The sequence below is a fragment of the Bradyrhizobium ingae genome (assembly GCF_055791185.1).
Genome location: NZ_JBVUBB010000003.1, coordinates 318,115 through 337,661 on the forward strand (window position 1 = coordinate 318,115; position 19,547 = coordinate 337,661).

Here is a 19,547-nt window from a genome sequence, read left to right on the forward strand (position 1 = left end):
CCGGTGTTGTGTTGCATTGCGAAGGGGCGCTCGCGCAGCCAGAAGCGTCATGACATCGTGCGCGACCGTTGACTTGGATCAATGGAGCCTGCCGCGCCCCAACTCACGATCTCGTATCACCATGCCTCAGGGATCGGGAGACAGTCATGTCCAAGGACACGAAGCCCGCGCAGAAGCGTATCGATCAGTTCTTTTCCGGGCCTGGAGCGCGGGCAGATGACTGGCGAGATCTGGTGGAGGCCGCGAAGGCATGGGCCCGCGGCGGTGATCGTGCGAAATACGATGCGGCGCTCGCCGATCTGTCGGTGACCGAGGAGTTTCACGGCTATCCTGGCCTGCAACTGATGGCGGCATTGCGAGAGGCTGCCTCTGGCGGCGATGCGGCAACATCACTGGCCCTTGCGACGCGGATTACACAGGCGCTGGCCACGCGATCGTTCCGGCAGCATGCCGGCGACTGGAGCGCGAAGGAGGACGGCAATGGCGATGCTCCGGAGCTGGTGTCGCCGACCTTCGGCGCCCATGCGGCGCGCCGGCCCTATTTCGAAACCCTGATCGTCACCGGCGTGTCATCCGGCAACTGGCCGGCGCTCGTTGCGGAATGGCGCAAGCTGCGGCGTCCGGTCGACCAGTTCATCTATGAGCCGGTCATCGTCGGCAGTCTTGAAGACGCCTTCTGCGCGACGATGCTCAATCCAAATATCGCGGCGGTCATCATCAACGAGGGCTTTGGCCTGCGTTCGCGCCACAATGCGCCTGTGCTGCGCTCGATCACGAGCACTGCCGGTCTCAACGACGAAACCGATGCATCAGCGCTCCGGCTCGCCCAGATCATCAAACGCGTTCGTCCCGAGCTCGATCTCTACATGATCTCGAACCGCGACGTGGAGGAAATGGCTGGCAATCCCGAGGCCAACGTGGTTCGCCGCATCTTCTACTCCGTCGAGGAGCTTCTCGAGCTTCATCTGTCGATCCTGGAGGGCATCCAGGATCGTTACGACACGCCGTTCTTCGACAATCTCAAGAAGTACGCCCAGCGTCCGATCGGGACGTTCCACGCATTGCCGATCGCCCGTGGAAAATCCATCTTCAAGTCCGACTGGATTCGCGACATGGGCGAGTTCTACGGCCCGAACCTGTTCCTGGCCGAGAGCAGCGCCACCACCGGCGGCCTCGACAGCATGCTCGAGCCGACCGGCAACATCAAGAAGGCGCAGGAGAAGGCGGCGAGGGCGCTCGGAGCTGATCGCGTCTTCTTCGTCACCAACGGTACCTCGACCTCGAACAAGATGGCGGTGCAGGCACTGCTCGCGCCCGGCGACATCGCGATCGTCGACCGCAACTGCCACAAGTCGCACCATTACGGCATGGTGCTGGCCGGCGCCCAGCCGCTCTATGTCGAAGCTTTCCCGATGACGGAATATTCGATGTACGGCGCGGTGCCGCTGAAGACGATCAAGCAGGCGCTACTCGGGGCCAAGGCCGACGGCCGGCTCGACCGCGTCAAGATGATCGATCTCACCAACTGCACGTTCGACGGCCACATCTACAACACCCGCCGGGTGATGGAGGAGTGCCTCGCGATCAAGCCGGACCTGATCTTCCTGTGGGACGAGGCCTGGTTCGGCTTTGCGCGGTTCTCGCCGTTCCTGCGCCGGCGTACCGCGATGGGTGCCGCCAACGAGATCGAGGCGTGGATGCGTGATCCGAAGTCGGTCGCGGCCTATGAGAAGCAGCAGGCCGAGCTCGGCAAGAACCCGTCGGAAGAGGTTCTGCTCAAGACCCGGCTTATCCCTGACCCGCGGCAGATACGCCTGCGCGTCTATCAAACCAACTCGACCCACAAGTCGATGTCGGCGATCAGGCAGGGCTCGATGCTCTCGGTCAAGGATGTCGAATTCCACACGGTCGAGCAGCAGTTCAAGGAGGCCGTGTTCACGCACGCTTCCACCAGCCCGAACCAGCAGCTCATTGCCAGTCTCGACATCTCGCGCCGGCAGATGGAGCTGGAGGGCTATGGCCTCGTTGCCAACGCGATGGAGATCGCGTTCGCGATCCGCCAGGCGGTCAACAACAATCCGTTGATCTCAAAATACTTCCGGATCCTCGGCGCTGACGTCATGGTGCCGGCGCAATACCGACAGAGCGGCTTCACAGACTATCTTTCGGCCGGCGTGAACTGGGTGAATACGCTCAAGAGCCTGGACGAGGACGAGTTCTGCCTCGATCCGACCCGCATGACGCTGGTGTGCGGCATGGCGGGCTACGATGGCACCCAGTTCAAGGGCATCCTCGCCAACGAGTACAACATCCAGGTCAACAAGACCTCGCGCAACTCGGTCCTTGTCCAGTCCAACATCAACAACACCCGCAGCGACGTCGCTCATCTCATCCGCGTCCTCGCCGAGATTGCGGGCGAGGTCGATCGCGGCCTTGCGCAGGGCGGCGCCAACGGGAAGAAGGCCTTCGAGGCCCGGGTGACGAGCCTGATGAAGGACGTGCCCGACTTGCCGAACTTCTCGCATTTCCATCCGAGCTTCCGCGGCGATGCCGGCACCAAGACCAACGAGGGCGACATCCGCAGCGGCTTCTATGCCGCCTATGACGTGGCCGGTTGCGAACACATCCGCCTCAACGATCCCGAGATCGACCGGCGGCTGAAGGCCGGGCCGGAGCTCGTCTCGGCCAACTTCGTGATCCCGTATCCGCCGGGCTTCCCGATCATGGTGCCGGGACAGGTTATCACGCAGGAGACCATCGACTTCATGCGCAAGCTCGATGTGAAGGAGATCCACGGCTACGACGCCAAGGAAGGGCTGAAGCTCGTACGCACGGAAGCCCTGGCGAAGATCGGCAGGCCGAAGCCGGGTGCGCAGCCGAAGCTGAAGGCCGCTTCTTGAATAGTTCGACGTCAACCAAAGGGGAAACCAAAGTCATGAGAAAATTTGCCATCCGCGCCGCTCTGGTCGCCTTGCTTGCAGGCGTTGCAGGTTTCAGCACGCCGTCGCAAGCCGAGACAGGCCAGGTCGCAGTCGTCTTCACCAAAGGCGGGCTGATCGTCGGGGTCGGCGGCGGCGAGGGTGTGCTGACCTTGCGCGGCAAGCACTATCCGTTCACGGTGTCGGGCATGAGTGTCGGTTTCACGATTGGCGCCTCGACGACGAAATTTGTCGGACGAGCTCTCAATCTCAAGGGGCCAGCTTCGATCGAGGGCTCATATGCGGCAGGTGGAGCGGGAGGCGCGGTTGCCGCGGGCGCCGGTGCCGTTCAGCTGCAAAACGCCAACGGCGTGATCCTGCAACTCTCCGGGCCGAAGGTTGGTGCCGAAGTGTCGGCTGCGGTCGGTGGAGTTACCATCCGGCTGAAATAGCCTTCGGTGATCGGGCCGCATCCACGCGGCCCGACGGAACACTGTGTTTTGTTCAAATGCTCCGGTTCCGTTGATCTAGGTCAAGTTCTGGCACGACCAGCGCCCGACGGTATCGTCAGGTGCTGGTCGCTTGTCGCGCGGCATCATCGAAGAGCGAACGACGGCACCCCGATCAATGGAGGACACGCCATGCTTCGTTATCTTCTCGCTGCTCTTGCGGCGCTCGTTCTTCTCACGACCTGCCTCGTTCCGGACGATGCCTTCGCCCGCCGGGGCGGCGGCGGCGGTGGTGGTGGCTTCCGCGGTGGCGGCGGTGGTTTCCACGGCGGTGGTGGCATGCGCGCAGGCGGTTTTCATGGTGGCGGTATGCGCGCCGCCGGCGGGTACCGCGGCGGTGCCGTTCACGCCGGACGCATTAGCGGTGGCGGTTATCGCGTCGCCGGAGGCGCGCGTCCGAGCCATCCGATAGCCGGTCGTCCGGGCCGTCCGATCGCCGGCCGTCCAGGGTATCCGGGGCGTCCGATCGCGGGCTATCCCGGTTATCGTCCGGGCTATGGCTATGGCTGGCGCGGGCCAGCTTATGGTGCCGCCGCCGTTGGAGCCGCAGCGGCCGGTGCGTACGGTGCCTACGGCTATTACAACAACAACTACAACAACTACGGCTGCTATCAGGACTCCTACGGCAGTTGGGTCTGCCCGCAGCAATATCCCTATAATTATTGAGGCAAGAAAGGTCGCATCAGGCCGCCGGCGCGCGGCCTGATGCGCTCAATCTCAATAGCGCTCCTCGACGAATTTCAGCCCGCGCAGGCTGGCCTGGTCGTTGTAGCGCCCCTTGTCGGAGCGGGGCGGCAGCCTGATCTTGTCTTTCTTCACGCGCCTATAAGGGATCGCCTTGAGCAGGTGCGCGATGCAGTTCAGCCGCGCCCGCCGCTTGTCGTCGGAGCGGATGATGTGCCAGGGCGCATGCTTCGTGCTGGTCTTTCTGAGCATCAAGTCGCGGGCCCGCGAGTAGTCGTACCAGCGCCGGTAGGATTCCAGATCCATCGGGCTCAGCTTCCACTGCCGCACCGGATCATCGATGCGGGCCCTGAATCGGCGCTCCTGCTCGTCCATCCCGACCTCGAGCCAGATCTTGACCAGGATGATGCCGCCTTCGATGACGTATTTCTCCATCTGGGGGCAGAGATCGAGAAAGCGATCGTGCTCGGCGGGCGTACAGAAGCCCATCACATATTCGACGCCGGCGCGGTTGTACCAGCTCCGGTCGAAGATCACGATCTCGCCGCCGGCGGGAAACTGCTCCATGTAGCGCTGGAAGAAGAGCTGGGTCTTTTCACGATCCGACGGCGCGGGAAGGGCAACGACGCGAAACACGCGCGGGCTGACCTTCTCGGTGATCGCCTTGATGGTGCCGCCTTTCCCCGCGGCATCCCGGCCCTCGAAGAGGACGATCACGCGCAGCTTCTTCTCCCTCACATAGTCCTGGAGATGGCAGAGATCGACCTGAAGCTTTTCGAGCTCCTTCTCGTACTCCTTGCGCTTCATTCGTTTGTCGGACTCGTCATCCTTGGCCATGCCTGTCCTTTCGCTGTTTCAGCTCCGACGCGGCCGAATGGCCGTCAATCGTCTCCCCAGGAGATGGTGACGCCGATATCGCCCGGGACGCCGCCGGGAAAATCGATGATCTGGTAGGCGATGCGATAGCCGCGCGGCTTCAAATGGTCGGTCCAGAGCTGGAAGATTTCCTTGGGAATGCCGGTCAGCGTGTTCTCCCAGCCCTTTTCCCGCTGATTGATGGCGCGGCCCTTGTCGGTGCACAGAGTGTTGGGGAAGCGATAGACCTGGACCTCGGTCAGGCCATTTCGCACTGCACGCTGGATGATGGTCGAGGCGAGCTTGATCTTCTCCTCCTCGGTCTTGCCGGACGGCTTGCTCAGCCGGTCGATCAGGGCGTGCTTTTCGGCTTCGGCGGCGGCGGCAAGGCGGGCATATTCTTCCGCCTTCTGGGCCTCCTTGAGGGCTGCTTCTTTCCGGATCTGCGTGGCATTGGGAATGAGATCATCGAGGCCGGGCATGGCTGACGGCTCCTGATTGAATGTTTGCAGTTCGGCGTCTGCCGAAAGCTAGGCCCGGCGGCGACCCATTTCTTGATTCAAATCAAGCAAAACCCACACCGGGGTAGTCAGACTGGTCGCAACGCGATGTGCAACTTTCGCTCCTGACTAGGGAGAGACCATTGAACGATCAGCTTCATCCGATGGCTCCGCACCATCTCCCGTTCTATCTCGCGCCAGGAAGCGGGGTCGACCCGTTGATGGTGGTGATGGGAATATTCCTGATTGGCACCGTGCTCTGGGTCGGCACGCTCTATTGGAAGCTGCACAGCCTGCCCGAGCGGATGGCGCACAAATCGCAGAAGCTGCAGTTCGAATTTGTCGCGGTGCTCGGCCTGATCTCGCTGTTCACGCATATGCATATTTTCTGGGTGGCGGGCCTGTTGCTTGCGCTGATCGACATCCCGGATTTCGGCACACCGCTGCGCAGCATCGCCGACTCCGTCGAAAAGATCGCCGATGCGACGCCGGGAGAGGCCGGCGCGACCACATCGACCTCACAAGCCGGCGACGCCGTCAGTCCGGCACCGGCAGACAAGGCCGGTGTCGCGAAGGAGAAGGAGCACAGCCATGTTTGAGCTCATGTTCTGTTCGCTCCTCACCATCGTGCCGGACTATCTGTACCGCCGCTATGTCCAGGGCAAGCGCTTCGGCAAGGAGATTACGTTCTTCTCCGTCTGGTACGAGCTGCGATGGGGCATCACGGGTTGCCTGATGCTCACGGTGTCGCTGATCACCATGATCTTCTATTTCCATCCGGCGACCGATTCTGCGACGCTCTATTTCCGCACCGTGCCAATCCTGCCCGAGGGATCGGGGCGGGTTGCCGAGGTCAAGGTCGGCTTCAGCCAGGACGTGAAGAAAGGCGACGTGCTGTTCACGCTGGACAGCTCCAAGCAGCAGGCCGCTTACGAGACCGCGCGGCGGAAGGTCGCCGAGGTCGATGCGGCGATGGCCTCGGCGCAGTCGGATGTCGTCAAGGCCGAAGCCCAGATCCAGGAAGCCAAGGCCAATTGGCAGCAGGCCAAGGACGAGCTCGACGTCAAGAGCGAGTTGCAGCGTCGCAATCCTGGCATCGTGCCGCAACGTGACATCGAAAAGCTCCAGGTGCTGGTCGATCAAAGGCAGGCCGGGATCGATGCGGCGACCGCCGTGAAGGAGTCGGCCGCCTTGCAGGTCTCGACACTTTTGCCGGCTCAGAAGGCCAGCGCTCAAGCCGCCCTCGAGCAGGCCCAAGTCGATCTCGACAAGACGATCGTCCGAGCCGGGGTCGACGGCCGGGTCGAGCAGTTCCTGCTTCGCGTCGGCGATGTCGTCAACCAGCTGATGCGGCCGGCGGGCGTGCTCATTCCGGAGGGCGCCGGCAGGAAGGTGCTTCAGGCCGGCTTCGGTCAGATCGAGGCGGGCGTGATGAAGGAAGGCATGGTGGCGGAAGCGACCTGCATATCGAGGCCCTGGGTCATCATCCCGATGGTCGTTACCACGGTGCAGGACTACATTGCGGCAGGACAGTTCCAGGGCGGACAGCAACTGCTCGAGGCGCAGAACGGTCCAAAACCCGGTACGATCCTCGTCTTCCTGGAGCCGCTCTACAAGGGCGGGCTCGAAGGCGTGACGCCCGGTAGCAGCTGCCTCGTCAACGCCTATACCAGCAATCACGAGGAGATTTCCGCCGAACATACCAGCACCGGTCGTGCCATTGCGTTGCACGTCGTCGACGGCGTCGGCCTCGTTCACGCGCTGCTGTTGCGGATCCAGGCGCTGCTGCTGCCGATCAAGACGCTGGTGCTGAGCGGCCATTGACCTCGAGGGAGGCTTCCGCAAAGCCGTTGGCCGTCGCCCGTTTTGCGCTAGAATGAGGCGAAGGTGCAGCCGATCGAAGCTGCTGAGGAAGAGGATGAGCGGGCGCATCCCGATCATTGCTGCGGTCAGGCGGGGCTGGCCGGCGGCGGTCGCACGGCTCTGTCTGTGCGTGCTGGTCTTGGCCCTTGCCGGGCTCGGACCGGCGAGCGCTGCCGATCAGGGCCAGCCCAAGCGCGTGCTGCTGTTGCATTCGTTCGGACGGGAGTTTCGTCCGTGGAGTGAATTCGCTCGCACCATCAAGGCCGATCTCGAGCAACGCTCGCCCTGGCCACTGGACATTCAGGAGCACACGCTCCTGACGGCACGGTTCAACAATCCAGGTCCTGAAGAGCCCTTCGTCGACTATCTGCGCTCGCTCTATGAAAGTTGTCCGCCCGATATCGTCGTGAGCGTCGGCGCGCCGGCGGCACGATTTGTCCAGAAGTATCGCAAGCAGCTTTTCCCCGACACGCCGATGGTTCTGAGCGTGGTTGAGCAGCGTCTGGTGGATCGCATCGGATTAACTGACAACGACACCGTCGTGTCGGTCCAGAACAATTTCAAGACGACTTTCGCCAGCATCCTTCATGTCCTGCCGGATACGCAGAAGATCGCTGTTGTGCTGGGCGCGTCTCCGCTGGAGAAATTCTGGCTCGACGAGGTCAAGAAGGATGCGACGCCGTTCGAAAGCAAAGTGTCCTTTGACTGGTACGCGGGACTCTCCTTCCAGGAAATCCTCCACCGTGCCTCCGCGCTTCCGCCGCATGCCGTCCTGTTCTTTGGCCTGATGTCGGTCGATGGCGCAGGCATCACGCATGAAGGCGATTCTGCCTTGCGCAAGTTACGCGCTGTGGCAAATGCTCCGATCTTTTCCTATCAGGATGCATTCTTCGACGGACAGACCGTCGGCGGTCCGATGCACTCCACGGCCGAAATCAGCCGAAGTGTCGTCAGCGCCGTCATGCAGATCCTCGGTGGCGAAAAGCCCGGCAACATCAAGATCGAGCCGATCCAGTTTGCCCCGCCGCGCTATGACTGGCGTGAGATGCAGCGCTGGGGCATCAGCGAGAGCAACCTGCCTCCCGGCAGCGAAATCTTGTTTCGCGAGCCGAGCGTATGGGAGGTCTACCGTTGGCAGATGGTGCTGATTGCGGCCGTGATGCTGATGCAGGCCGGACTGATCAGCGGACTGCTTCACGAACGCTGGCGTCGCCGCGTTGCGGAGGTCGAGTCCCGGCAGCGCCTCGCGGAGCTCGCACATGTCAATCGCTACGCGGCAGCCGGAGAGCTGACCACGTCGATCGCTCACGAATTGAACCAGCCGCTCGGCTCGATCCTCACCAACGCCGAAACCGCCGAGCTCATGCTGAAGGGGGTTTCGCCCAATCTCGACGAGATCAGGGAGATCCTCGCCGATATCAGGCGCGACGATCAGCGGGCCAGCGAAGTGATCCGCAGGCTGCGCAGCGTGTTGAAGAAGACGCCGTTCGAAATCGCGGACATCGACCTGAATGAAACCGTCGATGAGGCAATCGGGTTCCTGACCGCCGTGACCGACCAGCACAGGATCGCCCTGAAGTTTACGCCCGCCGCAAGTGCGCTGCGCGTCAGGGGCGATCCGGTCCAGCTCCAGCAGGTCATTCTCAACCTGATCATCAATGCGATCGACGCGATCTCGGAGGCGGAGGCGAAAATGCGCGAGGTGACCGTGACGACGGCGCTGTCCGGCTCCTTTGCAGAAATCAGGATCGGCGACAGCGGACCCGGCATAGCCGCCGGCGATCTCAAGAACGTCTTCAATCCCTTCTTCACCACCAAGCCGCAAGGCATGGGCATGGGGCTGGCCATTGCCAAAACCATCATCGAGGCTCATCGCGGACAGATCGTTGCGGAGAACAGGCTGTCGGGTGGTGCGCTGCTTACGATCAAGCTGCCGCTTACGCGCTAGGCCGAAACGGATCGGTTGCCGAAGTTTCGCGCCGCAGCAACCCTGCAAACGCATTCTTTGATCTCTATCAAAGGAACACTGCGGTCCTGGTCCGATGCTACCTGCCGAAATGCCAAGGGAGGTTGTGGAATGTTTCGCTCCGGCAAGACGTTGATCGCGCTTGCGCTGATGATGGCGATGCCCGTCGCCGTGTCGGCGCAGACACCGGCCGCTCCGAGCACCTCGGCGCAGCCGGCAAGCCAGGCGCCGCCGGCTGCGGAGCTTTTGAAGCCGGAGCAGCTCGAAGCGCTGGTCGCGCCGATCGCGCTCTATCCGGACGAACTGCTCGCCAACGTGCTGGCGGCATCGACCTATCCGCTGGAGGTCGTGCAGGCCGATCGCTGGCTGAAGGAGCGCAAGAGCCTGAAGGGCGATGCGCTGAAGGCGGAGGTCGAGAAGCAATCGTGGGACGACAGCATCAAGGCTCTCGCGAGCACGGCGGATGTTCTCGCCATGATGAGCGACAAGCTCGACTGGACCAAGAGCCTCGGCGACGCCTTTCTCGCGCAGCAGCCGGACGTGATGGATGCGGTCCAGCGGCTGCGCAACAAGGCCTATGACAACAAGAAGCTGGTCACGACCAAGCAGCAGAAGGTCAGCGTCCAGACTCAGGACAACAAGCAGGTGATCGTCATCGAGCCGGCCGAGGCAGGTGCGATATACGTTCCCTATTACGAGCCGGCGACCGTCTACGGCGCGTGGCCTTATGCCGAGTATCCGCCGTACTACTTTGGATATCCGTCCTATATCGGCGCGGGCGTGATCGCAGCGGGGCTCGCTTTCGGCACGGCGTGGGCGATCGGACGCTGGGGCAACTACTGGGGCGGCGGCTTCAACTGGGGCAATCGCAACGTCTACGTCAATCATCGGACGACCAACATCGCAAACGGCTGGCAGCACAATCCGGCGCATCGCCAGGGTGTGCGCTATAACAACGTGAACGTGCAGCAGCGTTTCGGCAACAACAACATCAAGGCCGGCGCTGCCGACCGGATGGATTTTCGCGGCCGCGACGGTCAGCAGGTGCTGAAGCCCGGACAGGATCGGCCAGGCGCGGGAGACCGTGCGGGCGACCGCGCAGGCGATCGAGCGGGAGATCGCGGCGGCGATCGTGCAGGTGACCGCGGCGGAGATCGCGCCGGCGCTGGCGATCGCGCCAAGGGTGGCGGGGACCGTGCCAAAGGCGGTGGCGACCGAGCTGGTGCGAAGGGCGGTGGCGACCGCGCGAAGGCCGCCAACCGCGGCGGTGCTGGCACCGGCAATCGCGCCGCCAATGCCAACCGTGGTGGTGGCGGCAATCGCGGTGGCGCCATGAACGTCTCGTCCGGCCGCGCCGCGGCCGCGGCGTCGGCACGCGGACGCTCGAGCATGGCGAGCATGCCCCGCGGCGGCGGTGGCGCGAGCTTTGCCGGGCGCGGCGGTGGTGGCGGAATGGCGATGCGTGGCGGCGGCGGAGGAGGCTTTGGCGGAGGTGGGCGCGGCGGCGGCGGCGGTGGCCGGCGCTCGGATATCGCGCTGAAGCACGACATCGTCCTGCTCGGTCATCTCGCGAGTGGCCTCGGCTACTACCGCTTCAGCTATCTCGGCAGCCATAAGGCCTATGTCGGCGTCATGGCACAGGAGGTCGAGCGCGTGATGCCTGACGCCGTGACCCGCGGCAGTGACGGGTATCTACGCGTCTACTACGAAAGGCTTGGTCTGAAATTCCGTACCTACAGCGATTGGCTCGCCGACGGCGCAAAAATTCCCGCGGAGGTGATGCCATGATCGGTCTGAAGTCGCTTCAACGCGCGGTGTTGCCGGCCATGATGGGGCTCGTGCTGTTCAGCTTGCCGTCGCAAGCGCAGCAATCCTATCCGACCCCGGAGGATGCAGCCGCTGCGCTCGCCGCGGCCGTGAAGAGCGGGCCCGGCGATATCCTGAAAGTGCTCGGCCGAAACGCCGACGACATCGTCTCGTCCGGTGACGAGGTTGCCGACGGCGACATTCGTCAGCGCTTCACGTCGATGTATGACGCCAAGCATGCGATCAAGGCGGAGGGCAACAAGAAGGCCACGCTGATGCTAGGCCCGGATGATTTCCCGTTCCCGATTCCTTTGGTCAACTCCAGAAAGGGCTGGGAATTCGACGTGGATGAGGGGCGGATCGAGGTGCTCTATCGCCGCATCGGCCGCAATGAGCTCGATGCGATCCAGGCCGCGCTCGCCTATGTCGATGCCCAGAATGACTACGCCGAGAAGGATCGCGGCGAAGGCGTCGGCGTCTATGCGCAACGCATCGTCTCGACCCCCGGAAAGAAGGATGGGCTGTTCTGGCGCGACGATAATGACCCGAGTCCGCTCGGCGAATTTGCGGCGGAGGCCTCGCGTGAGGGCTACAAGATGGAAGGGCAAAGTGCGCCCTATCACGGGTACTACTTCAGGATCCTCAAGGGGCAGGGGCCCAACGCCCCCGGCGGCACCCTCGATTACGTCGTCAAGGGCAAGATGATCGGCGGCTATGCGCTCGTCGCCTATCCCGCCGAGTACGGCAATTCCGGCGTCATGACCTTCGTGGTCAATCACGGCGGCACCGTCTACCAGAAGGATCTCGGGCCGCGCACCGAAAATATTGCCAGCCGCATGATCCTGTTCAACCCGGACCAGACGTGGAAGAAAGTCGATGCCACGAAACAATAGGAGAGTGGCGGGGCGTTCCTTCGGATTCTGCCTGGCGGTGATGACGTCGCTCGCCCTGCTGGTTCCGGTGACGCCTTCGTTCGCGCAGGCCGCCGGCCACGTTCGCGTCAAGTTCGCGAAAGCAGCATTGCTGGTGGGCGGCGGCGCCGGCAGCGGCGTGCTGACCTGGCGTGGCCGCAACTATCCGTTCAGCGTGTCCGGCCTGAGCCTTGGCATCACGGCCGGCGCCACGATCAGCCGCCTGGATGGCTGGGCTTCGGGCATCCGCGAGGTTAGCGATTTCACCGGCACCTATAGCTCGGTCGGCGGCGGTTTTGCCCTGGTCGGTGGTGTCAACGGTGTGCATCTGCGCAACGAAAAGGGCGTCACGATCGTGCTGCAAGGTCCAAAGGCAGGCATGGAAGTCGCCGCCAATCTCAGCGCGATCACGATCTCCATGAAATGAGCCGGGGCTGAATACGTCCCCATCCGGCTTTCCTTGAGCATGCGAAGCTGGCCTCCAAGTTGGAGGCGGCTCTGGTCGCGTGACACTGCCGCAGATCTTTCGGGGAGCATTCGCGCGCAAATCGTCCATCCGCGCGCCGCCGGTTGCGAGGCGTGATCGCGTCGATCATGTGCGGCTCCCCCGTGAATAACATGATGTTAGGTTTATCGCACAACAGGGTAATTGTGTTAGTTCGCCGAAAGCCTATTGTCGCCCTCAACCAGACACGTTCCGGCAGTCGACAAGCGCACGCGAAAGGCCGCTGCGCGGTCGGACATGACTGCCCAACACATCGATGAAGCCCGCTCACGGGACGCCAGCAAAACAGGTCGGAGGAAACTTGCACATGACCACGGCTCGCGCGATCCACGACATGGGTCAATCCAAGAAGGCTGCTGCGAGCGGCTGGATTGGATCGGCGCTTGAATATTATGACTTCTTCATCTACGCGACCGCGGCGTCGCTGATCTTTCCGCAGATATTCTTCCCGTCAGACAATCCTACGGTTGCCATCGTCGCATCGCTGGCAACGTACGGCGTCGGATATGTGGCCCGGCCGATCGGTGCCTTCGTCCTCGGGCACTGGGGCGATACCCACGGCCGGAAAACGGTTCTGATCGTCTGCATGTTCCTCATGGGCATCTCGACGATGGCCGTCGGCATCCTGCCGACATACCAGCAGGTCGGCATCTGGGCGCCGATCCTGCTCGTCACCTTGCGTCTCGTGCAGGGTTTTGCCGTTGCCGGCGAGATCTCCGGCGCAAGCTCGATGATCCTCGAGCATGCGCCATTCGGGCGACGCGGATTCTATGCGAGCTTCACGCTTCAGGGCGTGCAGGCGGGACAGATCCTTGCGGCGGCGGTCTTTCTGCCGCTCGCGGCCTACATGCCCACCGAGGCCTTCAATAGCTGGGGATGGCGGATTCCCTTCCTGCTCAGCTTCTTCGTTATCGTCGCGGGCTACATCATCCGCCGCGAGGTCGACGAGACCCCCGCTTTCGCCAAGGAGGGTGAGCGCGGAGAGACCCCGCGGGCGCCGATCATTCAGGCCATCAAGCTGAACTGGAAGGACATGCTCAGGGTCATCTGCATGGCACTGATGAACGTCATTCCGGTGGTCGCGACGATCTTCGGCGCAGCCTATGCCGTCCAATCCGCCTACGGAATCGGTTTTGCGAAGGACGTCTACCTCTGGATTCCGGTCCTCGGAAACATGCTCGCCGTGTTCGTCATTCCCTTCGTCGGCAACCTGTCCGACAAGGTCGGCCGTAAGCCTCCAATTATCATCGGCTCGCTCTGCTCCGGTCTGCTCGCGTTCGGCTACCTCTATGCAATCAGCATCAAGAATGTGCCATTGGCGATCCTGTTGTCGCTGTTGATGTGGGGTGTGGTCTATCAGGGCTACAACGCGATCTTCCCGAGTTTCTATCCCGAGCTGTTTCCGACGCGCACCCGGGTGTCGGCGATGGCGATCTCGCAGAATATCGGAACGACCATCACCGCGCTGCTTCCCGCTCTGTTTGCGACAGTGGCACCTCCCGGCTCGGCCAACATCCCCCTGACGGTGGGCGCTATCGCCTTCGGCATCACTGTCATTGCGGCGCTTGCAGCCGCAACTGCCAGGGAAACATACAGGATCAGCATCGACGATCTTGGCAATCCGAGCGCTGTTCCAATGCCAAGAGCAGACTATGATCGCAAGCGTGCGGAGACTGCGAGCGGGGCTGCCATTTCACCGGCATGATCGCGATCTTCGACCGGCTGCATGTCGGCTACCAAGGAGTTGAAAGATGAATCCCGTTGTTGTTGCTGTTGCGATCACCGGTTCCGTTCCGCGCAAGAAAGACAACCCCGCGGTGCCGATCGTGCCGTCCGAGCAGATCGAATCGACTCACGCGGCCTTCGAGGCCGGCGCGACCCTTGCGCATATTCACGTTCGCAACGACGACGAAACGCCGTCCTCCGATCCGCAGCGTTTCGCCGCGGTGCAGGAGGGGATCAAGAAGCATTGTCCGGGGATGATCGTTCAGTTCTCGACCGGAGGCCGCGGCCGCGATCCGTCCGCCCGCGGATCGGCGCTCTATCTGAAGCCGGACATGGCGTCTCTATCGACCGGATCGGTGAACTTTCCGACGATCGTTTATGAGAATAGCGCCGCCCTGGTCGAGCAGCTCGCCACCGGCATGAAGACGGGCGGCATCCGCCCCGAAATCGAGATATTCGATTTGTCGCACCTGCATGGCGCGCGCCGCCTGATCGAGGCGGGACTGATCGACGAGCATCCCCACGTGCAGTTCGTCATGGGCGTCAAGAACGCCATGCCGGCGGACGAGCACGTGCTCGACATCCTTCTGGCGGAGCTCAAGCGGCTGATGCCGAAAGCGACCTGGACCGCGGCAGGCATCGGGCGCCATCAAGCCGAGGTCATGGGCTGGGCGCTGTCGCGGGGCGCCGATGCGGTTCGCACCGGGCTCGAGGACAACATCAGGATCGACAAAAACCGTCTGGCCAGAAGCAACGCGGAGCTTGTGACCCTCGCCTGTGAGGCGGTCACGCGCCACGGCCGACACGTCGCGACGCCGGCGGAGGCACGATCGGCGCTGAAGATCGCGAGGTAGATCACACGATCAACCGTCCCCGCCGCGCCGCGATCCCGATCGCGACTTCGGCGCCGGCGTTGAATTCGAGGCGATCGGCTTCGATGCCGTCGCTGAAGATGACGCCGTTTTCCGGCATCAGCGAGCGGATACGCAAGCGTTCGGAGGCGGTAAGGCTGCCGCAGACGAGGTTGGTCTCTGAATGCCGGCTGGGGAAGGGCTCGCGCACGGCAAAGCGCAGCTCCGCCGCGTCCCAGGGCAGGGCGGCGTAGGCGACGGGCTCTGACGGCTGGCCGAACTGCCCGGCGATCGCAAGCGAGCCGGTGACGATGCTCTTGAACCAGGCGGTTGAGCCGAGCCCCGTCGACACGATCAGTCCGCTGGAAGACTGTCGCTCCTTCGTCTCGCCGGTCGCAATCTCGTAGATCGCGGAGGTGTGCGTGCGGGCGCCGATGAAGAGGTCGTTCACGGCATGGAGCGCCTGCCCATCGGAGAGCCGCGCCTCTGCCATCGTCACCGCCTGGCTGTCGCGCTTGTCGGCTGCGACCTCCGGCAGGAGCTTTGCGAGGTCGCGCGGCGCGAAGGGCAGGAGGATGCCGTCGTAGCGCGCCGGGTCCGGGTTGAGCCCGATCAGCGGATGGCCGTCGAGATATTTCATGGTGTTGGCAACGACGCCGTCCTGACCGAGCGCGACGACGATGTCGGATGGCGCGAAGATGAAGTTCGGCAGGAAGCTGCGCTCGATCATCTGGTAGCGTCCCCATTGCTCCAGTACCTGGAGCGCGAGGCGCTGTTGCGCATGATAGACCTCGTGCTCGCGCTCATAGTCGGAGAAGTCGGCGCCGAGATGCTCGACATAGAAGCGTGCCTGCGCCGCGGTCAGGTAACGCGCGACCAGGTCCTCCAGCCTGGTCTTGCGCGTCACCAGCACGATCTTGCGGTCATTGCCGGCGGGCATTGGCGGCCTCCGCCTTGGGCTTTTCCATCAACTGGCTGAGCAGGTCCGGCGAGACGTTGAGCTGGCCGATCTTCTCGGCCTTTTCGGCGATGCCGGTGAAGGCCTGCGCGATGAGCTGGCCCGGCTGCATGCCGGCAGAGGCGAGTGCCTGGATCACGCGGGTGTCGACGCCCTCGAAGATCTTCATCAGCGCGCCGACGCGATAGGCCTCGGCATCCGCCAGGGTGCGGGTGTTCTCGGCGTTGAGCTCGACAAAGTCCTTGCGCCTGCCTTCGAGCGCGATGTCCGCGACCATGCCGGCCTGGCGCAGCTCGTTCTTCTTGGCGGCGACGCTGGCTTCAGCGTCCATCTGCGTCTCGCGGATCGAACGCTTCTTCTGCTCGACCGCGATCTCGGTGTCGAGCTCGCTCTCACGAATGGCGCGCTCCTGCTCGACCGCAAAGTTGCGGCGGGCGAAGATCGCTTCGTCCGCGTTCTTCAGGATCGCCTCGCGCGCTTCCGCCTCCAGCGCCTTGGCGGTGTCCGGCGTCGGCTTGATGCCGCGGATGGAGACGCCGAGGATTTCGAGGCCGAGAGAGGCGATGTCGGCGCGCGCCCGCAGGCCGGTCGCGATGATGTCGGCGATGCGGTCGGAGGCCTGAAGCGCCTCTTTCAGCGTCAGCTCCTTAACCGCCTGCTGGGCGAGCACCTCGACGGTGCCGAGGATGCGCTGCGGCAGCTTTTCCGGATCGTCGGTCTCATAGGTCTTGCCGTCGCTCTTCAGCGTGAAGTCGAGCATCGAGGCCGCCTTCTTCGGCTCGCTGACGCGATAGGTGACATGACCCTGGACGGTGATGGTCTGAAAGTCGCGTGCGATCTGCTGGAAAATGAAGGAGGCGTCGCGGCTGCCGATGGGAACGGCGACGAGCGAGGTGGCCGGCGCATAGTAGAACGCGGATAGTCCGGGGCCTTCGGCGACCACGGCGCCGGCACGGTACTTCATGAGATAGGTGGTGGGCTGGGCCTTGATGAACCGGACGCCGAACATGGTCTTCTCCTAATAAGTTTGTCAGGGCAACTAAGTAAGTTGCACTGTACAACTAAGTGGGTTACTGTCAAGCGAAAGGCGAGGGGAGGTCGCAATGGCGACGAAGGATCAAGCCCAGGGCATTGAAAGTTCGGGACAATTGGATTTCCCGCGGCCGCTGGCCACGGTCGATGTGGTGATCTTTGCGATCCGGAACGAGTGTCTCCACGTCCTCCTAGTGCAGCGGCCGGCGGGGGCGGGCGAGCCGTTTCCGCTGGGCTTCGCACTGCCGGGCGGCTTCGTCGATGTCGCCAAGGACCGCGATCTCGGGGCCTGCGCAGTGCGCAAGCTGAAGGAGAAGACCGGCGTGACCAGCCCCTATCTGGAGCAGCTCGGAAGCTGGGGCAGCGCCACGCGCGACCCGCGGGGCTGGTCGGCAACACACGCCTATTTCGCGCTGATGCCGGAGGAGGCGGGCCGGGCCGCGCTCGCTTCCGACGCGCAATGGTTTCCGATCATTGCCGGCAGGATCAAGCCGAAGCTTGCCTTCGACCATGGCGACATCCTCACGGCCGCCGTCGAGCGCCTGCGCAACAAGGTCGAATACACCTCACTGCCGGCCTACCTGATGCCGGCTGAATTCACGCTGCCCGATCTTCAGCGGGTCTACGAGATCGTGCTCGACCGTCCCCTGGAAAAGAGCGCCTTTCGCACGCGGATTCTCTCGGCCGACATGATCGAGCCGATCGCCAAGATGCGGCGTGGACCGAACCGGCCAGCGCAGCTCTATCGTCTGAAGAAGGGCAAGGAGCCGGTGTATTTCGTGCGCACGTTCAATCCGCCGGAATGAGCGGTCTTGCGTGTCGCGGGTTAGGCGAACTGGCGAGCTTTTGGCGGCTCCGGCGGATCTACGACAAACCCTTCGCAGACGATGAGGCCGTCGATCAGCCTGAACTCTAGCCTGTCGTAGCCCGGCATCGTCTCGCCGGGCTTCGGCGGCAGCAGGGCGATGCGACCCTGAATGCACAGCACGGATTGCCCGGCGCCATGCCACATCCTGATTCCGGTCTCCTTCCAGCGCCGGCGAATGAGCGTCTCGCGGTCACAGAGGTCATCGGGTTTCGCGGCGGCAACCGGAGCGGCATCGGCCTTGGCCGAGACCATCTCGACCGGAGCCGTTTCGATGGTGTCGGCCTCGACGAACTCAGCCTCGACCGCGTCGGTCTCGACAGCGGTGGCTGCAAAAGTATCCGCGGCGTCGGGATCGCCCGTGCCCGTCTCGAAAGCTTCGAGAGAGGGGGCAGTCTCGACTAGCTCGGGTTCAATCGTATCGGGCTGAGCGGCCTTGCTCTCGGTCTCGATTTCAAGGGGCGCGGTCTCGATCGCGTCGACCTCGATCATCTCGGTCTCGGCGGAACCGGGCGGGAGAACATCCGTCTCGACAGCAACGCCCTCGGAAAAATCCTCCGACGGCGTGACATCAACCGTCACGTCGTCGGCGCAAAGCGCGACGGTTTCGACTTTCTCGGCCTCAGCCGTATCGGCCTCGGCGCTTGCGGCAAGAGGTGTCTCAGCAGACCCGCTTTCAGCTATCTCGGCCTCAACGGGGAGATCACCGTTTTCAACGGTATCGATCTCACGCCCGGAGAGGTCGTCGGACGCCGTTGCGGGAAGGACGGCATCGCATTCGCTGAGTGTCACCGGCTCATCTGCATCGGTCTCGGCACCGCCAGTCTCTGCGGTTGCGGTCTCAGCGGCGTCCGCCGAAGGAGCCTCCATCTTCTCAGCCTCGGCGCTTGCGCCAACAGGCGTCTGAGCAGACTCGGTTTCAGCTATCTCGGCCTCAACGGGGAGATCATCGCTTTCAACGGACTCGATCTCACGCCGGGAGAGCTCGTCGGATGCGATTGCAGGGGAGGCAACGTCGCATACGCTTGTCGTGACCGGCTCATCTGCGGCGATCTCTGCGGTGTCAGTCTCAGCAGTCGCGGTCTCAACGACCTCAGTCGCAGGAGTTTTGATCTCCTCAGCTTTGACAGTGTCGGTCTCGATTGGCTCGGCCGCAGCGATCCCGGTTCCACCCGGGGCCGCGGGCACGGTGTCGGCTCCAACGGTTTCGGCATCAACCGTGCCGCGCGCGACATCGTCCTTCGCGACGTCAGCGGCTGGTGCCTGAAACTCGCTGACGACAGCAGGTTCGTCGTTCGTTCGGCCACGCAATAGCGACTTGAACTTCGCGAACGCAAATTCGACCGCTGGAATGCGGCGCAGCGCTATCGCCAGTCTCGTGAGGACTGGGAGCGGTTTGGGAGCGTACTCGGCCTGAGACATCAGTGATTCTCGAAACGAGCAAGAGTTGCCCGCGCTGTGCGAAGCTGTCAAATCGCGCTGCTGGCCGTTGTCATCGTGTCAATGCTGTTGTGGCGGATAGGGTCATACCGCGTTCGCAGTGCAGCGCCGGGTGGAGATGGTGTATCCGGGAACGACCGGATCGGTCGGATCCGGCCC

At 63.1% G+C, this 19,547-nt stretch carries 17 protein-coding genes; 12 read left to right on the forward strand and 5 right to left on the reverse strand.

What is annotated here, in order from left to right; translation table 11 throughout:
• Positions 1–146: 146 nt before the first annotated feature.
• The 3 genes from ACV1FX_RS06515 to ACV1FX_RS06525 all read left to right on the forward strand — a co-directional run bounded on the left by ACV1FX_RS06515 (position 147) and on the right by ACV1FX_RS06525 (position 4,093).
• Complete coding sequence (locus ACV1FX_RS06515; protein WP_473116729.1) at positions 147–2,900, forward strand: decarboxylase; 2,754 nt, start codon at positions 147–149, stop codon at positions 2,898–2,900.
• A 35-nt stretch (positions 2,901–2,935) separates the two neighbouring features.
• Positions 2,936–3,370: a hypothetical protein gene (locus ACV1FX_RS06520; RefSeq protein WP_473116730.1), complete on the forward strand. Its 435-nt coding sequence runs from the start codon at positions 2,936–2,938 to the stop codon at positions 3,368–3,370.
• Between the two features lie 189 nt (positions 3,371–3,559).
• The gene (locus ACV1FX_RS06525) at positions 3,560–4,093 is read left to right on the forward strand and encodes a hypothetical protein (protein ID WP_473116731.1); all 534 of its coding nucleotides are present in this window, start codon (positions 3,560–3,562) and stop codon (positions 4,091–4,093) included.
• A 51-nt stretch (positions 4,094–4,144) separates the two neighbouring features.
• On the opposite strand, the gene ppk2 is transcribed toward ACV1FX_RS06525, so the two are convergent.
• The gene (ppk2, locus tag ACV1FX_RS06530; RefSeq protein WP_473116732.1) at positions 4,145–4,948 is read right to left on the reverse strand and encodes a polyphosphate kinase 2; all 804 of its coding nucleotides are present in this window, start codon (positions 4,946–4,948) and stop codon (positions 4,145–4,147) included.
• A 44-nt stretch (positions 4,949–4,992) separates the two neighbouring features.
• A complete protein-coding gene (locus ACV1FX_RS06535) occupies positions 4,993–5,448 on the reverse strand; it encodes a hypothetical protein (protein ID WP_449377312.1) in 456 nt (151 codons plus the stop codon).
• Between the two features lie 182 nt (positions 5,449–5,630).
• On the opposite strand from ACV1FX_RS06535, the gene ACV1FX_RS06540 reads away from it, so the two are divergent.
• The 8 genes from ACV1FX_RS06540 to ACV1FX_RS06575 all read left to right on the forward strand — a co-directional run bounded on the left by ACV1FX_RS06540 (position 5,631) and on the right by ACV1FX_RS06575 (position 15,096).
• A complete protein-coding gene (locus tag ACV1FX_RS06540) occupies positions 5,631–6,065 on the forward strand; it encodes a hypothetical protein (protein ID WP_473116841.1) in 435 nt (144 codons plus the stop codon).
• Positions 6,058–7,290 carry an HlyD family secretion protein gene (locus ACV1FX_RS06545; protein WP_473116733.1) on the forward strand — a complete coding sequence of 411 codons (1,233 nt, stop codon included), beginning with the start codon at positions 6,058–6,060 and terminating at the stop codon, positions 7,288–7,290. Before ACV1FX_RS06540 ends, ACV1FX_RS06545 begins: the two co-directional genes overlap by 8 nt.
• 94 nt (positions 7,291–7,384) lie before the next feature.
• Positions 7,385–9,277: a sensor histidine kinase gene (locus tag ACV1FX_RS06550; RefSeq protein WP_473116734.1), complete on the forward strand. Its 1,893-nt coding sequence runs from the start codon at positions 7,385–7,387 to the stop codon at positions 9,275–9,277.
• Between the two features lie 129 nt (positions 9,278–9,406).
• Positions 9,407–11,083 carry a DUF3300 domain-containing protein gene (locus ACV1FX_RS06555; protein WP_473116735.1) on the forward strand — a complete coding sequence of 559 codons (1,677 nt, stop codon included), beginning with the start codon at positions 9,407–9,409 and terminating at the stop codon, positions 11,081–11,083.
• Positions 11,080–11,994, forward strand: coding sequence for a DUF2950 domain-containing protein (locus tag ACV1FX_RS06560; RefSeq protein ID WP_473116736.1), 915 nt, complete (start codon positions 11,080–11,082; stop codon positions 11,992–11,994). Before ACV1FX_RS06555 ends, ACV1FX_RS06560 begins: the two co-directional genes overlap by 4 nt.
• Positions 11,978–12,439: a hypothetical protein gene (locus ACV1FX_RS06565; RefSeq protein WP_473116737.1), complete on the forward strand. Its 462-nt coding sequence runs from the start codon at positions 11,978–11,980 to the stop codon at positions 12,437–12,439. The genes ACV1FX_RS06560 and ACV1FX_RS06565 overlap by 17 nt, the downstream gene beginning before the upstream one ends.
• 385 nt (positions 12,440–12,824) lie before the next feature.
• The gene (locus ACV1FX_RS06570) at positions 12,825–14,222 is read left to right on the forward strand and encodes an MFS transporter (RefSeq protein WP_473116738.1); all 1,398 of its coding nucleotides are present in this window, start codon (positions 12,825–12,827) and stop codon (positions 14,220–14,222) included.
• A gap of 46 nt (positions 14,223–14,268) precedes the next feature.
• Positions 14,269–15,096 carry a 3-oxoadipate:acetyl-CoA acetyltransferase gene (locus tag ACV1FX_RS06575; RefSeq protein ID WP_473116739.1) on the forward strand — a complete coding sequence of 276 codons (828 nt, stop codon included), beginning with the start codon at positions 14,269–14,271 and terminating at the stop codon, positions 15,094–15,096.
• Between the two features lies 1 nt (position 15,097).
• Here the strand turns inward: ACV1FX_RS06575 and ACV1FX_RS06580 are convergent, their stop codons facing one another.
• Entirely contained in the window at positions 15,098–16,033 is a 936-nt protein-coding gene (locus tag ACV1FX_RS06580; protein WP_473116740.1) for a diacylglycerol kinase catalytic domain-containing protein, read from the reverse strand.
• Complete coding sequence (locus ACV1FX_RS06585; RefSeq protein WP_473116741.1) at positions 16,017–17,060, reverse strand: SPFH domain-containing protein; 1,044 nt, start codon at positions 17,058–17,060, stop codon at positions 16,017–16,019. The genes ACV1FX_RS06580 and ACV1FX_RS06585 overlap by 17 nt, the downstream gene beginning before the upstream one ends.
• A 94-nt stretch (positions 17,061–17,154) precedes the next feature.
• Here ACV1FX_RS06585 and ACV1FX_RS06590 point away from each other — a divergent pair, with 94 nt between their 5' ends.
• Complete coding sequence (locus ACV1FX_RS06590; RefSeq protein ID WP_473116742.1) at positions 17,155–17,889, forward strand: NUDIX hydrolase; 735 nt, start codon at positions 17,155–17,157, stop codon at positions 17,887–17,889.
• A 20-nt stretch (positions 17,890–17,909) separates the two neighbouring features.
• Here ACV1FX_RS06590 and ACV1FX_RS06595 read toward each other — a convergent pair whose 3' ends face one another.
• Complete coding sequence (locus ACV1FX_RS06595) at positions 17,910–19,370, reverse strand: hypothetical protein (RefSeq protein WP_473116743.1); 1,461 nt, start codon at positions 19,368–19,370, stop codon at positions 17,910–17,912.
• Positions 19,371–19,547 lie beyond the last annotated feature (177 nt).

Bases quoted from the DNA above. Each gene is read 5' to 3' on its own strand.
- ACV1FX_RS06525 (WP_473116731.1), top strand. From the start codon at position 3,560: ATGCTTCGTTATCTTCTCGCTGCTCTTGCGGCGCTCGTTCTTCTCACG.
- ACV1FX_RS06535 (WP_449377312.1), bottom strand. From the start codon at position 5,448: ATGCCCGGCCTCGATGATCTCATTCCCAATGCCACGCAGATCCGGAAA.
- ACV1FX_RS06590 (WP_473116742.1), top strand. From the start codon at position 17,155: ATGGCGACGAAGGATCAAGCCCAGGGCATTGAAAGTTCGGGACAATTG.
- ACV1FX_RS06570 (WP_473116738.1), top strand. From the start codon at position 12,825: ATGACCACGGCTCGCGCGATCCACGACATGGGTCAATCCAAGAAGGCT.
- ACV1FX_RS06515 (WP_473116729.1), top strand. From the start codon at position 147: ATGTCCAAGGACACGAAGCCCGCGCAGAAGCGTATCGATCAGTTCTTT.
- ACV1FX_RS06585 (WP_473116741.1), bottom strand. From the start codon at position 17,060: ATGTTCGGCGTCCGGTTCATCAAGGCCCAGCCCACCACCTATCTCATG.
- ACV1FX_RS06540 (WP_473116841.1), top strand. From the start codon at position 5,631: ATGGCTCCGCACCATCTCCCGTTCTATCTCGCGCCAGGAAGCGGGGTC.
- ACV1FX_RS06520 (WP_473116730.1), top strand. From the start codon at position 2,936: ATGAGAAAATTTGCCATCCGCGCCGCTCTGGTCGCCTTGCTTGCAGGC.
- ACV1FX_RS06575 (WP_473116739.1), top strand. From the start codon at position 14,269: ATGAATCCCGTTGTTGTTGCTGTTGCGATCACCGGTTCCGTTCCGCGC.
- ACV1FX_RS06545 (WP_473116733.1), top strand. From the start codon at position 6,058: ATGTTTGAGCTCATGTTCTGTTCGCTCCTCACCATCGTGCCGGACTAT.
- ACV1FX_RS06595 (WP_473116743.1), bottom strand. From the start codon at position 19,370: ATGTCTCAGGCCGAGTACGCTCCCAAACCGCTCCCAGTCCTCACGAGA.
- ACV1FX_RS06550 (WP_473116734.1), top strand. From the start codon at position 7,385: ATGAGCGGGCGCATCCCGATCATTGCTGCGGTCAGGCGGGGCTGGCCG.
- ACV1FX_RS06560 (WP_473116736.1), top strand. From the start codon at position 11,080: ATGATCGGTCTGAAGTCGCTTCAACGCGCGGTGTTGCCGGCCATGATG.
- ppk2 (WP_473116732.1), bottom strand. From the start codon at position 4,948: ATGGCCAAGGATGACGAGTCCGACAAACGAATGAAGCGCAAGGAGTAC.
- ACV1FX_RS06580 (WP_473116740.1), bottom strand. From the start codon at position 16,033: ATGCCCGCCGGCAATGACCGCAAGATCGTGCTGGTGACGCGCAAGACC.
- ACV1FX_RS06555 (WP_473116735.1), top strand. From the start codon at position 9,407: ATGTTTCGCTCCGGCAAGACGTTGATCGCGCTTGCGCTGATGATGGCG.
- ACV1FX_RS06565 (WP_473116737.1), top strand. From the start codon at position 11,978: ATGCCACGAAACAATAGGAGAGTGGCGGGGCGTTCCTTCGGATTCTGC.